Here is a 12,927-nt window from a genome sequence, read left to right on the forward strand (position 1 = left end):
TCACCGCACGGGCGGCCCACCGGAGGATCCGCCGGAGGATCTGTCCGCCAGCCGCCGCTCCTCCCGCCGCTGGGCCCGGCGCCGCAGGAACCGACGGATCCGGGAGACCAGGAAGACCAGCACCACCAGCCCGGACACCAGCAGCACACCGGCGACGACGGCCGCCGCGCCCGGGTGGAACATCGCGAACGTCACGATCCCGCCGACGCCGAGATCCTCGGCCAGGCTCAGCACGATGTTGCTGAACGGCTCCGGCGAGGTGTTCACCGCCATCCGCGTCCCGGCCTTCACGGTGTGGCTGGCCAGCGCCGTCGAACCACCGACCAGACCGGCGACCACGTCGTTGACGGAACCGCTGTGCCCGGCCAGCAGCGCCCCGACCCACGCGCCCGCGACCGGCCGGACCACGGTGTGCACCGAGTCCCACACCGAGTCGACGTACGGGATCTTGTCGGCGACCGCCTCGCAGAGGAAGAGCACGCCCGCTGTGACGAGCACCTCAGGGCGCTGGAGCGTCTCCGGGACGTCGTCGCTCACGCCGGCCGCGCCGAAGAGGCCGAGCAGCAGCACCACGGCGTAGGCGTTGATGCCGCTGGCCCAGCCGCTGGTGAAGACAAGAGGGAGTACGGACACGGGGGCGATCGTAACCAGTCGGCAACGGAGCGTCCTGGGGGTGAGCACGGACGGCTGAGTACGCGTACCTAGTGAGTGAGATGAGTACGCGCGCGGATGGGGCCCGACCTGCGCGAACGAGAGAGTGGAGACACGGAAAGGGGTACGGCTCCGGAACCGGCGACACGGGGCGCCGGAAACGGAGCCGCCCACGATCCGCTCCTTCCGCCGACTGCCGTCGGCGGGAGCGAGGCACGGGGGAACCCGGGGGAAACGACCGATACGGGGGTCCCAACGGGGGGACACGGGGGAAAGAAAAAAGAAAACGGGGGAGCACGAGAAGGCGCCGGTTCGAGGTGGCCCGCGGGGGACGCGGCCACAGCGGACCGGCGCTTTCGTGTGTGCCCGGAACGGACCGGCGCTAGCGGTTGGCGCGCCCGCTCACGCGCCCCTGGAGCAGCCGGGACAGGGCCGCGTGCACGTCGTCCAGGGAACGCTCGGGCTGGAAGGACTGCCAGTCCAGGGCGGCCACCAGGACCATGCCGACCAGCGCGGAGGCCGTCAGCGACACGTCGATCTCGTCGCTGAACTCGCCGTTCGCCACACCCTCGCGCAGCACGTCCTCGACCACCGCGACGGCCTGCTGACGGACCACCATCAGGGTCGACTGCCAGGCCCTGTTGGTGCGCCACAGCTCGGCCACGTACAGCTGCGTGAAGGCCGGGTAGCGGTCGATGAAGACGAGACCCGCGCGGATCATCGCGTCCAGGGCGTCGACCTTGCTGCCGCCGTCCCGTGCCGTCTTCTCCGCCGCCTCCCGCAGAGAGGCGGCCAGGAGGCCCACACCGTGCCGCAGCAGCTCCTCGAAGAGGACGGACTTGCTCGCGAAGTTGTAGTAGACCGTGCCCTTGGCCACCCCGGCCCGCTCGGCGATCTCGTCCACCGTGGTGGCGGAGAAGCCCTGCTCGGCGATGAGCGTGACGGCGGCCTCGTAGAGCTTCTGCCGGGTGGCCTCGCGGCGCGTGCTGCCGCCCGACGGGGCGCTGCTGCTTTCCATGGTCCTGATTGTCACAGGAGCCGTCCCTTCCGAGGTCGTCACCGGGCTTCTCACAGGCTCAGTTCCGGATGCAGCCGGTCCAGTGTCCACACCTGGCGGCGGCGGGCCGACAGCGCGGTCAGCGCGAGCGCGCCCGCGGTGAACGCGAGGAGCACCACGCACGCGTGCCACACGGGTCCGAGGCCGCCGCCCGTGATGAGCCTCCGGAGGGCCTCCACGATGTAGCTCATCGGCAGGAAGGGGTGGATCGCGTTGAAGAAGCGCGGGCTGGTCTGCACGGGATAGGTGCCGCCCGCGGACGTCAACTGCAGCATCAGCAGCGCCAGTACGAGGATCCGGCCGGCCGCCCCGAAGCGCGCGTTGAGCCACTGCACGATCGCCGCGAAGCACGCCGTCACCAGGAACAGGAAGCCGACCGTCCCGGCCGCCCGCGCCATCTCCAGGCCGATCGCCCAGTGCAGCACCGACATCAGCGCCACCGTCTGGAGCGCGCCGATCGCGACCACCGGGAGCCAGCCCGCCAGCGCGATCCGCCAGGCGGGGGCGCCCGTGGCGAGCGCGCGCCGGTTCATCGGCGGGATCAGCATGTAGGCCACCATCGCGCCCACCCACAGGGACAGCGGGATGAAGTACGGGGCGAACCCGGTGCCGTAATTGGGCGCGTTGTGCAGGTCCTTGGAGACCAGCCGGACCGGATCCGCCATCACCCCGGTGCGCTGGTCGCGGTCCTTCTTGTCGTAGTCGGGGATCTTGCCGGCGCCGTCGTGCAGTCCGCCCGCGAGCTTCCCGGAGCCGTCGACGAGCTTGTACATGCCGCCGTTGAGGGTCTGGGCTCCCGTCTTCAGCTTGCCTACGCCCGTGTCGAGTTCGGACGCGCCGGTGGTGGCGGTGCCGAGCCCGGAGTGCAGCTTCCTGGCGCCCGCGGCGACCTTCGTGGCGCCCTCGTTCAGCTTGTTGATCTTGGCGACGGCGTCCTGGAGGTCCTCGGAGAGGTGCGGGGCGCGGTCGGCGAGGGCCTGGGCCTGCTTCTGGAGGGTCGCGAGGTCGGCGTCGAGCTTCTTCAGGTCGCCGTGCTGGTCGCCGATCAGGGTGTTGAGGTCGTCGGCGATCGCCGCCACGTCCGCCGCGGCCGTCTTGGCCTTCTTGAGGTCGGCGCAGGCCGGGTCGGGGAGTACGGCCTGCTCGCAGCGCGCCTTGTAGACGTCGTTCAGCACCTCGGAGGCCGCGTGCGCGCCCTTGGCGGCGGTCGGGGCCGCCTTCACCAAGGTGTCCAGGTTGTCGCGGATCGCCTTCGAGGAGTCGGCCACCAGCCGGGCCGTGTCCCCGATGGTCTTCTCGTTGCCCTTGATGAAGGGGCCCACCTTGTCGTCGACCGCGTTGACCTTGTCGGCGAGCGTGCGCGTGCCGTCGGCGACCTGTCGCGAGCCGTCCTCCAGGGCGCCCGCGCCCGTGTCGAGCTTCTTCAGCCCCTTGGACAGCGCACTGCTGCCGTCCTTGGCGCCCTTGAGGCCGTCCGCGAGGTCCTTGGAGCCCTTCTCGGCCTTCCCGATGCCGCCCGTGAGCTGGTCGGCGCCGTCGGCGGCCTTCACGGTCGCGCCGTGGATGTCGGAGAACGAGATGAAGATCCGGTCCAGGAAGGACCGCGACGCCTTGGTGGACGCGGCGGTCCGCACCTCGCTGAACACCGTCCGCGAGATCTGCCCGACGATGTAGTTGTTCGCGTCGTTCGTACGCACCTGGAGCGCGCCGGTCTCCGGTGAGTCGCCCGCGCTGGACGCGATCCGCTCGCTGAAGTCGGCCGGCATGGTCAGCGACAGGTAGTACGTGCCGTCCTCCACGCCCGCGCGTGCCTCGCTCGCGCTGACCTCGTGCCAGTCGAAGGTGTCGCTCTCGCGCAGCCCCTCGGTGATGTCGTCGCCGGCCGTGACCCGCTTGCCGCCGGCCATCGCCCCCTTGTCGTCGTTGACGAGCGCCACGGGGATCCGGTCCAGGCGGCCGTACGGATCCCAGAACGACCACAGGTACAGCGCGCCGTACAGCAGCGGCAGCACCAGGAGCGCGACGAGCGCGGCCCGCGGGAGCTTCCCCCGGCCGAAGCGCCTGAGCTCAAGGGCGGCCAGTTTCGGCGAGCGCATCGGCCTTCTCCTTCCCGGTCTCCGCGGTGGTGACGACGACGGCGTCCTCGGGTGCTTCGCTGCACACCGCCACGACCGTGGTCCCGGTCTCCGCGACGGACCTCAACAGCGCCCACACCTCGGCCCGTTCGGCGTCCGAGAGCTTCAGATCGGCGTCGTCGACACCGAGCAGCCGGGGCCGGCCGAGCAGGGCGAGCGCGATGGACAGGCGCAGCGCCTCCATCCGCTCCAGATCCCGTACGGCGGTCCGGGAGCCCTTGGGCAGGGCCGCGCGGTCGAGTCCGGCGGCGGCGAGCGCGGTGTCGATCCGTAGCTTCGCCTCTGCCGCGCGCTCGGCCCGCGGTCGTAGCAGCGCCTTCAGCGAGTCGCCGAACCGCCGCTGCAGCAGCGCCCGTTCGTGCAGGTGCTCGCCGACGGTCAGGGCCGGTTCGAGGTCGGTGACCCCGGTGACGTGCGCGAGTCCGCTCACCCGGCGCACCGCCGCCAGCTGCTTGGGCAGCCTCCACTCGCCCACCTCGGCCGTGCCCTCGGTGGCCTTCATCCGGCCGGTGAGCGCGAGCAGCAGGCAGGTGCGGCCGGACCCCGACGGTCCCTCGATCGCGATCAGCGAGCCGGGCGCCGCCTCGAACGTGACCTCGCGGAAGGCCCAGCCGCGCGGCCCCCTGAGCCCGAGGCCGCGGGCCGTGACACCGGTTGCGGGCACGGTTCCCCCCATTCCCCTGGATGCGGAACTGAATTTGAACTGACTGGTCAGTGCAAAAACTACTCCGAACCTTAGATCGAAGCAAAACCCCAGGTCAGAACGGATTGTCAGTGCCATACCGCACGATGGGGACATACGGCTACCCGAATGCGGGCATGCCGTCACGCAGAGACAGGAGGTTCGTCATGGCCAGCTATCACGCAGCAGCCGCCCGCCGGCGCCGCGCCACCGGCCCTGCCCCCTCACTGACCGGTCCGGCGAGCGACGTCCACCCGGTGCTGCGCCGGGCCGCCGCGCCGCGCGCCGCCCTCGACCTGCTCGCCCAGGCCCGCGCCGGACTGGACGAGGCGGCCGTCCTCGAAACGTCGAACGAGCGCTATGCCACCGCCCACCTCGCCGCCCTGCGCACCGCCGCCGCCGTGCTCGCCGCGCGGGGCCGCCCGGAGACCTCCGAGCGACGCCGGGCACGCATCCGGAGCGCCTGGGAAGTGCTCCCCGAAATCGCGCCCGAACTCGCCGAGTGGAGCGCGCTGTTCGCCTCCGGTGCCCGGCGCCGCGCCCGGGCCGAGGCCGGCATCCAGGGCGCGGCGAGCCGCCGGGACGCCGACGACCTGATACGCGACGTGGCGATGTTCCTGCGCCTGGTCGAGCGCATGCTTGTCCTCCAGCCGGTCCTCCCACAGCCCCGCCACGACCCCGACCACCCCCAGCCCGGCCCCGGGGCGGACCGGGACTTACCCGATACGGGGTGAGCCGATTCAGCCGATTCATGCGCGAGCCGAAGCATGCGTGAGCCGCTTCACGCGTGAGCCGCTTCATGGGTGAGGCGGGTCGCGGGACGGCGGCTCGCAAGGTGTGCCGGCAACCGCCCGCGTCCGCGGTGCGAGATGTTCCGCAGGTCGTGTGGGTGAAGTGACCGGGGGCAGCGGTGCAGGCAATAGGGTGGAGGGCGCCTGAAGCCTTTCCTCCCGCACCCCGGGCAGGGGAGGCAGCCCGTTCGCTCCGCCGTGCCAAGGGCGGTGCCGCGCCGAGGAGTCAACTGCCGTGTCGGACCCGATGAGGCCTCGCGCCTCCCTCCGTACCGCCGTGGTGTGGGAGGTCCTCCAGGACGCCCTCGACCGCCGGGTCAAGGCCACGGGACGCCAGGCGCTGGACGTGCTCGACGCCGGCGGCGGCAGCGGCAACTTCGCGGTGCCGCTCGCCCGCCTCGGCCACCAGGTCACCGTCGTCGACCCCAGCCCCAACGCGCTGTTCGCCCTGGAGCGCCGCGCCGCCGAGGCCGGCGTCGCCGACCGCGTCCGGGGTGTCCAGGGCGACGCCCACGGCCTCTTCGACGTGGTGGAGCGCGGCGGCCACGACGTGGTGCTGTGCCACGGCGTCCTGGAGTACGTCGACGACCCGGCCGAGGGTGTACGCAACGTCGTCGCCGCCCTGCGCCCCGAGGGCGTCCTCAGCCTGCTCGCCGCCGGCCTCGGCGGCGCCGTGCTCGCGCGCGCCCTGGCCGGCCACTTCAAGGAGGCCCGGCAGGCCCTCGGCGACCCGGACGGCCGCTGGGGCGACGGCGACCCCGTGCCGCGCCGCTTCACCGCCGAGCAGCTCACCGCTCTGGTCGAGGGCGCCGGCCTGCGGGTGGGCGCCGTGCACGGCGTGCGGGTCTTCGCCGACCTGGTCCCGGGCGTGCTCGTGGACACCGAGCCCGGCGCCCTGGAGGCGCTGCTCAAGCTGGAGGAGGCGGCTGCCGAGCTGCCCGCCTTCCACTCCGTCGCCACCCAGCTCCATGTGCTCGGTGAGACCCGGGGGACCGACGGGGCCTGAGCGGCCTCCCGGGGCGAGCCGCTGATCAGCGCGTTGGCTGCGGATGGAGTACGCCACAGGCCCCCCGAACGGGGGCTTGGCGCCGTATGATCGAAGGAGATCACCCGGCATGACGGGTCGGCCGCTGGGGAATGGAAGATTCAGCGAGCCGGGACGGCCATGGCGGAATCCGGTTGGCCAATTGGCGCAGAGGGGCGGGTTTCACGGGGGCGATTCCCTGCCTATCCTGAAGGGACCCCCCGGGTCGCCCCCGGCGACTGCACGATGAGGAGGACTCCGTGCCGCTCTCGGAGCACGAGCAGCGAATGCTCGAGCAGATGGAGCGAGCGCTGTACGCCGAAGATCCCAAGTTCGCGTCGGCGCTTGAGGGAAGCGGGCTGCGTACGTACACCCGGCGGCGGGTCTACCAGGCGGTCGCCGGCTTCCTCGTGGGTATTGCGCTCCTCATGGCTGGAATGGTCGCCAAGCAGGTCTGGCTCAGCGTGGTGGGTTTCCTCGTCATGCTGGGGTGTGCGGTGCTCGCCGTGACCGGCTGGCGCAAGGCCCCCAAGCCGGGTGAACAGCCCGCCGGCGGTGCCGCTCCGCACGCGCGCCGTCAGGCTCGGCAGAAGCGCTCCATGATGGACCGTATCGAGCAGCGCTGGCAGCGCCGCCGCGACGAGCAGCAGGGCGGCCAGTAGCCTCTCGGCCAGCCGGAAGCAGCGACTTCCACGAAGCTCCCAGAAGCAGTTGAGGGGGTGACCACCCGGTCGGTGGTCACCCCCTCACGTATGCCCTGGAGCCGGGCCCTGCCTGTCAGCGCCTGTCAGCCGCTCTGCTGGCCCGACGGGCGCCGGGCCCGGCTCAGTACCGCCGTCCAGCGTTCGTTCGCGCGGGCCTGGACGTCCGTCCAGCGGTCCATGAGGTCCCAGACCGCTCGGACGGCCGAGCGGGGCGCCACGACCGCGCGTACCCGGGTGGGCCAGCTGACCCGGGCCCGCAGCGCGGCCCGCACCCTGCGGACGTCGTCGGCCAGGCCGGGCACGGCATGCGGCCTCGGTGAGAACAGCACCTGCTCCACGGCGCTCGCCACCCGGTGCGCCGACTCGGCCGTGGCCGGGTCCAGTTGCCCCAGCCGCACGATCCGCGCCGCCGCCTTGCGCGGGGTCAGCGCGTCGTCCGGCGGGATGCCGTAGTCCCAGGCGGTGTCGGTGAGTTCGCGCCAGACCGCCAGCACATGCCCGGCGGCCACCTCGGCGGAGTAACGGGCATCCGCCTCCACCGCCGTCGCCGGGGATTCCATGTCCACGTCCGTGGACCCCCGGCCGCCGTTCCGGGCTCTGTCCGCCTCGGGCCGCGTGAGGCCGACGGAGGCGTGCTGACCCGACGCCAGCCGCACCGAGCGCCGGCGCAGCCGCCACAGCATGGGCACCAGCGGTACGGCGAGCACCAGGACACCGAGCAGCACCCAGCCGGCGATCTGGTACCACGGCGGGCCGCTGTCACCCGGCTTGGCGGTGTCCAGCGGGAGCGCCGCGCTGCACGCCCCGAGCTTGCGGTCCTGCGCCGAGCAGCTCGTGGTCGCCGACGGAGCCGCCGAGGCCGACGAACCCGCCGACGCGGAGGGCTGCGTGACATCCGGGAGGGTGTTGCCCGTGTTGTCCGACTGCGTGTACGAGGGCGTCACGCCCCGGGTCGGCGTCGGCTCGAAGCGGGTCCAGCCCACGCCCTCGAAGTACAGCTCCGGCCAGGCGTGCGCGTCCTTCAGGCCCACCGAGACCGTGTTGTCGGCCTGCGGGGAACCGGGGGCGAAGCCCACCGCGACCCGGGCCGGTATGCCCAGGCTGCGGGCCATCGCCGCCATCGCGAAGGAGAAGTGGACGCAGAAGCCCTCCTTGTCCTTCAGGAACTTGGCGATCGCCTGCGGGCCGGTGCCCACCTGTACCTGGGTGCTGTACTGGAAGCCGCCGGTGGAGGCGAAGTACTCCTGGAGCTTGACCGCCTGCTCGTAGTGGTTGGCGGAGCCCGCGGTGACCTGGCGGGCGGTCTTGCCCACCACCGCCGGCACCGAGCTCGGCAGCTTGGTGTACTCCCGCTCCAGGGCCGGGGACGGGTCCGGCGCGTCGGCCAGCTGCTCGGCCGTCGGCTGCACGTCGAGGCTCTTGACCAGGTACGTCTTCCCGCGCGTGGTCTCGCCGTGGTCGCCGACCAGCGTCATGCCCACCGGTTCGTAGCGCCACTTGCCGCTGACGTCCACGCCGCTGGGCGGGTACGGCATCGGCAGCCAGTCCTGGGCGTACCAGTCGGACGCCGAGATCCGGGTCTCGATCTCCGCGCGCTTGACGTCCGGGCCCAGGCCGGTCGGGGTCGGAAGCTTGTCCGGCACGGAGGTGATGTGCCGCTTGGACGGCTTCCAGGTGCTGCCGTCGAAGTCGTCCAGGGAGACGATCCGCAGATACAGGTCCGAGATGTCGCTCGTGTTGGTCTTCAGGGTCAGGACCTGGCGGTCCTCGTCCACGTTCAGACTGTCGCGCAGCGACACCAGCGGGTTCACCGCGGAGATCGTGCCCCCGCCGCCGGTGCCCGAGCCGACGCCCGTGCCGGCTCCGTCCAGCAGCCCGCCGCTCATGGCGGGCAGCGCGACCGGCACCACGAGGGCGATGCCCAGCGCGAGCACGCCGATGCGCCGCCCGGTGCGGACGGGGGCCACCGGGCCGGGCTCGCCGCCCGGGGTGCGCGGTGCCCCGCCGAAGACGCGGCCCCACTGGGAGAGCCGGTCCCGGCCCTCGGCGAGCAGCAGCATCAGATAGCCGCCCGCCGCGACCAGGAACCAGAACCAGTCGGCGCCGCCGTCGGACAGCCCGGCGGCGACCGAGTACAGCGCGAGCAGGGGCAGTCCGGCGGGGGCCGCGCTGCGGAAGGTCACCGCGAGGGTGTCCACCGCCAGCCCGATGACCAGGACCCCGCCGAGCAGCATCAGCCGGATGCCGTCGGAGTCCAGCGGCGCCGGGATCGCGTACCGGGCGATGTCGTCGCTGCCCTGCTGCAGCAGGTCGGCGAAGTGCTGGAAGGCCTCGGGGCCCGGGACGATCCCGAGGAAGGCCTGCTGCCGGGCGAAGATCAGGGTCAGCATCAGCAGGGTGACCAGCGCCTGCGCCGCCACCGTCAGCGGCCGGGCCAGCGGCACCCGCCGCGTCACCGCGCCCACGGCGCTCTGCACGCCCAGCAGGAAGGCCGCCTGCACGATCCAGGTGGCCGGGGAGACCAGGGGCAGCAGCGCGCACGCCGCCATCAGCGTGGCCGCCCAGGCGCCCAGCGCCAGTCGTGCCCGCCCGCTCATGACCCCGCCCCCTCACCGCTCGTACCGCTCGCCGCGGCGGTACCGCCGGAGGCGGCCAGGCCCGCGCGCTCGCGGTCCGCCTGCCGCCACAGCTCGCTCAGCGAGGCGCCGCGCGGCACGCTCAGGACGGTCCAGCCCGCTTCCCGCAGCATCCGCTGCCGCTCCTCACGCATGTCCAACGGGCCGGGCACATCGGTCGGTTCCCGCATCCAGGTGCTGCTGTCCAGCAGGAACGCGACCGCGCCCCCACTGCGCTGGCGCATCTTGGCGGCCACGGTGGCCTGCTCCTCGTCGAGGTCGCCGAAGAAGGCGACCAGCAGTCCCTCGTTCCCGCCGCGCAGCACGTCGTACGCGCGGGACAGACCCGCGCCGTCCGAGTGGTCGACCACGGCGAGGGTGTCCATCATCAGCCCGGCCGAGTCGGCGGTCTCCTGGCTCGCGCCGGCGAACCCGTCCGCGCCCTCGCCGGGCACCGAGCTGCCGGTGTCCGTCAACAGGCGGACGGAGAAGCCCCGTTCCAGCATGTGCACCAGCACGGAGGCCGCGCCCGACACCGACCATTCGAAGGCCGAGTCGGGGCCCGCGCCCTGGAAGGCGATGGCGCGGGTGTCGAGCAGCACCGTGCAGCGGGCCCGTTGCGGCTGCTCCTCGCGGCGCACCATCAGCTCGCCGTAGCGGGCGGTCAGCCGCCAGTGGACGCGGCGCAGATCGTCGCCGTAGCGGTACCCGCGCGGGATCACGTCGTCCTCGCCGGCCAGCGCGAGCGAACGCTGCCGCCCGTCGCCGTACCCCTTCGACTCCCCGCTGAAGCGCACCGGCGGCAGCGCCTCCACGCGCGGGATCACCGTCAGGGTGTCGTACGAGGAGAAGGACCGGGTCAGCTCGCACATGCCGAACGGGTCGGTCAGGCGCAGCTGGAGCGGGCCCAGCGGGTAGCGGCCGCGCAGGTCGGAGCGGACGCGGTAGGAGACCTCGCGGCGGCCGCCCGGCTCGACCCGGTCGAGGACGAAGCGGGGCCGGGGGCCGAGGACGTACGGCACCCGGTCCTGGAGCATCAGCAGGCCGGTGGGCAGCCGCGAGACGTTGTCCATCCGCAGATGGACGCGGGCCTCGCTGCCGGCGGGCACGCGCGCGGGGGAGAGCCGGCGGCTGCCGGCCACCCGGTAGCGCGTGCGGTACAGGAACAGCGCGCACACCAGGGGCAGCACGGCGAGCAGCAGGCCGACCCTGAGCAGGTCGCTCTGGCCGAGGACGTAGGCGCAGATCGCGGCCGCGATGCCGGCCGCCAGGAAGGAGCGGCCGCGGGTGGTCAGACCCGCGAGGGCCGTACGGACGCCGCCCTTCTCGCCGCGGTCGGCGTCCGGCTGCCCGGTCCCCGCGGAGGACATCACAGCCTCCGCGGCGGCTGCTGGCCGTACGCCGGCGTGCCGTGCGCGAGGCCGCCGAAGCCGCTCTGCTGCTGGGGCGCCGCGGGCACCGGGGTGCGCTGCAGGATCTCCTGGACGACCTGCTCCGAGGTGCGGCGGTTGAGCTGGGCCTGTGCGGTGGGCAGCAGGCGGTGCGCCAGGACGGCGACCGCGAGGGCCTGCACGTCGTCCGGCAGCGCGTACTCCCGGCCGCTCAGGGCCGCGGAGGCCTTCGCCGCGCGCAGCAGGTGCAGCGTCGCGCGCGGGGAGGCGCCGAGTCTGAGGTCGGGGTGGTTGCGCGTGGCGGCGACCAGGTCCACCGCGTACCGCCGGACGGACTCGGCGACGTGCACGCCCCGCACGGCCTCTATCAGCTTCACGATGTCGTGCGCGTGCGCCACCGGCTGGAGGTCCTCCAGCGGGGACACCCCGCCGTGCACGTCGAGCATCTGCAGCTCGGCCTCCACGCTGGGGTAGCCCACCGACACCCGGGCCATGAAGCGGTCGCGCTGGGCCTCGGGCAGCGGGTAGGTGCCCTCCATCTCGACCGGGTTCTGCGTGGCCACCACCATGAAGGGGCTGGGCAGCTCGTAGGTCTGCCCGTCGATCGTGACCTGCCGCTCCTCCATGGACTCCAGGAGCGCGGACTGGGTCTTCGGCGAGGCGCGGTTGATCTCGTCGCCGATCACGATCTGCGCGAAGATCGCGCCCGGCTTGAACTCGAAGTCCCGGCGCTGCTGGTCCCAGATGGACACACCGGTGATGTCCGAGGGCAGCAGGTCGGGCGTGAACTGGATGCGCCGCACCGAACAGTCGATGGACCGCGCCAGCGCCTTCGCGAGCATGGTCTTGCCCACGCCCGGCACATCCTCGATCAGAAGATGTCCCTCGGCGAGCAGTACGGTCAGCGAAAGCCGTACGACCTCGGGCTTGCCCTCGATCACTCCTTCCACCGAACTGCGGACCCGCTCCACAGTGGCAGTCAGATCTGTAAGGCTCGCTCGATCGTCATAGGTCGTCACCCGGCCCTCCTCGGCCCGTTCTTTCTCCGGGCCGACGCTTGCTGTGCGGACCGGCCCACCCCGAAACACGGACACCACGCGTGAAAAGTTCCGCGCGACGCCACACCCGCATTCTTGCTGCCGTTACCGTTTCGTGTCACTCGACTGTGGACAACTGGCTGCGTTATGTCGGGTTTTACGGTGCTTGGGCTCCAGCATGCGCGGGATTTGCGAAAAACGAGAAGGGCCGGGGAGGGTCACGCGGCCCCGTTACGCCGGGTCGACCTCGCGCAGCAGACCCGTCTTCACGTCGAAGACGAAGCCGCGCACGTCGTCGGTGTGCAGCAGGAACGGCGAGGTGCGCACCCGCTGCATGGACTGGCGTACGTCCTGGTCGACGTCCCGGAAGGCCTCCACCGCCCAGGCGGGACGCTGGCCGACCTCCATCTCCAGCTCGGTGCGGAAGTCCTCGGTGATCGCCTCCAGGCCGCAGCCCGTGTGGTGGATGAGGACGATGCTGCGGGTGCCGAGCTTGCGCTGGCTGATGGTGAGGGAGCGGATCACGTCGTCGGTGACCACGCCGCCGGCGTTGCGGATGGTGTGGCAGTCGCCCAGCTCCAGGCCGAGCGCCGCGTGCAGGTCGAGACGGGCGTCCATGCAGGCCACGACCGCCACGTGCAGGACCGGGCGGGCGTCCATTCCGGGGTCGGTGAATTCGGCGGCGTACCGTCCGTTGGCATCGACGAGACGGTCGGTGACGGTGCCGCCGCGTATGGCGCCTTCGGACTCGGTGGGAACGGATGCAGAAGTCGTCATAGTCATGACGTTACTGGTCACCTGCGATCCGGTCTGCCTGTGAGAGCGGGAAAAGAGCGTCAT

Annotated in this window: 11 protein-coding genes; 3 read left to right on the forward strand and 8 right to left on the reverse strand. The window is 72.2% G+C overall.

Going from position 1 to position 12,927, the window contains the following annotated elements; genetic code table 11:
* The 4 genes from MQP27_RS04335 to MQP27_RS04350 form a co-directional block, all read right to left on the reverse strand.
* Positions 1-633, reverse strand: coding sequence for a DUF4126 domain-containing protein (locus MQP27_RS04335; protein ID WP_242760944.1), 633 nt, complete (start codon positions 631-633; stop codon positions 1-3).
* A 400-nt stretch (positions 634-1,033) separates the two neighbouring features.
* Positions 1,034-1,669 (reverse strand): TetR/AcrR family transcriptional regulator, encoded by a 636-nt coding sequence (locus MQP27_RS04340; RefSeq protein WP_242760946.1) that lies wholly within the window; start codon positions 1,667-1,669, stop codon positions 1,034-1,036.
* A gap of 50 nt (positions 1,670-1,719) precedes the next feature.
* Entirely contained in the window at positions 1,720-3,804 is a 2,085-nt protein-coding gene (locus tag MQP27_RS04345) for a YhgE/Pip family protein (RefSeq protein ID WP_242760954.1), read from the reverse strand.
* Positions 3,776-4,519, reverse strand: a complete 744-nt coding sequence (locus MQP27_RS04350; protein WP_242760956.1) for an ATP-binding cassette domain-containing protein — start codon at positions 4,517-4,519, stop codon at positions 3,776-3,778. Before MQP27_RS04350 ends, MQP27_RS04345 begins: the two co-directional genes overlap by 29 nt.
* 173 nt (positions 4,520-4,692) lie before the next feature.
* Here MQP27_RS04350 and MQP27_RS04355 point away from each other — a divergent pair, with 173 nt between their 5' ends.
* From MQP27_RS04355 to MQP27_RS04365, 3 genes are all read left to right on the forward strand, one after another.
* Entirely contained in the window at positions 4,693-5,259 is a 567-nt protein-coding gene (locus tag MQP27_RS04355; protein ID WP_242760964.1) for an SAV_6107 family HEPN domain-containing protein, read from the forward strand.
* Between the two features lie 292 nt (positions 5,260-5,551).
* On the forward strand, positions 5,552-6,322 hold the full coding sequence (locus MQP27_RS04360; RefSeq protein WP_242760967.1) for a methyltransferase: 771 nt from the start codon (positions 5,552-5,554) through the stop codon (positions 6,320-6,322).
* A 278-nt stretch (positions 6,323-6,600) separates the two neighbouring features.
* Positions 6,601-7,002: an SCO2097 family morphological protein gene (locus MQP27_RS04365; protein WP_242760969.1), complete on the forward strand. Its 402-nt coding sequence runs from the start codon at positions 6,601-6,603 to the stop codon at positions 7,000-7,002.
* 125 nt (positions 7,003-7,127) lie between these two features.
* Here the strand turns inward: MQP27_RS04365 and MQP27_RS04370 are convergent, their stop codons facing one another.
* The 4 genes from MQP27_RS04370 to MQP27_RS04385 all read right to left on the reverse strand — a co-directional run bounded on the left by MQP27_RS04370 (position 7,128) and on the right by MQP27_RS04385 (position 12,927).
* The gene (locus MQP27_RS04370; RefSeq protein ID WP_242760971.1) at positions 7,128-9,641 is read right to left on the reverse strand and encodes a transglutaminase TgpA family protein; all 2,514 of its coding nucleotides are present in this window, start codon (positions 9,639-9,641) and stop codon (positions 7,128-7,130) included.
* Complete coding sequence (locus MQP27_RS04375) at positions 9,638-11,029, reverse strand: DUF58 domain-containing protein (RefSeq protein WP_242760980.1); 1,392 nt, start codon at positions 11,027-11,029, stop codon at positions 9,638-9,640. Before MQP27_RS04375 ends, MQP27_RS04370 begins: the two co-directional genes overlap by 4 nt.
* A complete protein-coding gene (locus MQP27_RS04380; protein WP_242760982.1) occupies positions 11,029-12,069 on the reverse strand; it encodes an AAA family ATPase in 1,041 nt (346 codons plus the stop codon). Before MQP27_RS04380 ends, MQP27_RS04375 begins: the two co-directional genes overlap by 1 nt.
* Before the next feature lie 249 nt (positions 12,070-12,318).
* Complete coding sequence (locus MQP27_RS04385) at positions 12,319-12,927, reverse strand: beta-class carbonic anhydrase (RefSeq protein ID WP_242760984.1); 609 nt, start codon at positions 12,925-12,927, stop codon at positions 12,319-12,321.

This window comes from Streptomyces cylindrosporus (assembly GCF_022698165.1).
Classification (GTDB): domain Bacteria; phylum Actinomycetota; class Actinomycetes; order Streptomycetales; family Streptomycetaceae; genus Streptomyces; species Streptomyces cylindrosporus.

Coding starts and splice junctions, on each gene's coding strand:
- MQP27_RS04350 (WP_242760956.1), bottom strand. CDS start 4,519: ATGGGGGGAACCGTGCCCGCAACCGGTGTCACGGCCCGCGGCCTCGGG.
- MQP27_RS04385 (WP_242760984.1), bottom strand. CDS start 12,927: ATGACGCTCTTTTCCCGCTCTCACAGGCAGACCGGATCGCAGGTGACC.
- MQP27_RS04345 (WP_242760954.1), bottom strand. CDS start 3,804: ATGCGCTCGCCGAAACTGGCCGCCCTTGAGCTCAGGCGCTTCGGCCGG.
- MQP27_RS04370 (WP_242760971.1), bottom strand. CDS start 9,641: ATGAGCGGGCGGGCACGACTGGCGCTGGGCGCCTGGGCGGCCACGCTG.
- MQP27_RS04355 (WP_242760964.1), top strand. CDS start 4,693: ATGGCCAGCTATCACGCAGCAGCCGCCCGCCGGCGCCGCGCCACCGGC.
- MQP27_RS04340 (WP_242760946.1), bottom strand. CDS start 1,669: ATGGAAAGCAGCAGCGCCCCGTCGGGCGGCAGCACGCGCCGCGAGGCC.
- MQP27_RS04375 (WP_242760980.1), bottom strand. CDS start 11,029: ATGTCCTCCGCGGGGACCGGGCAGCCGGACGCCGACCGCGGCGAGAAG.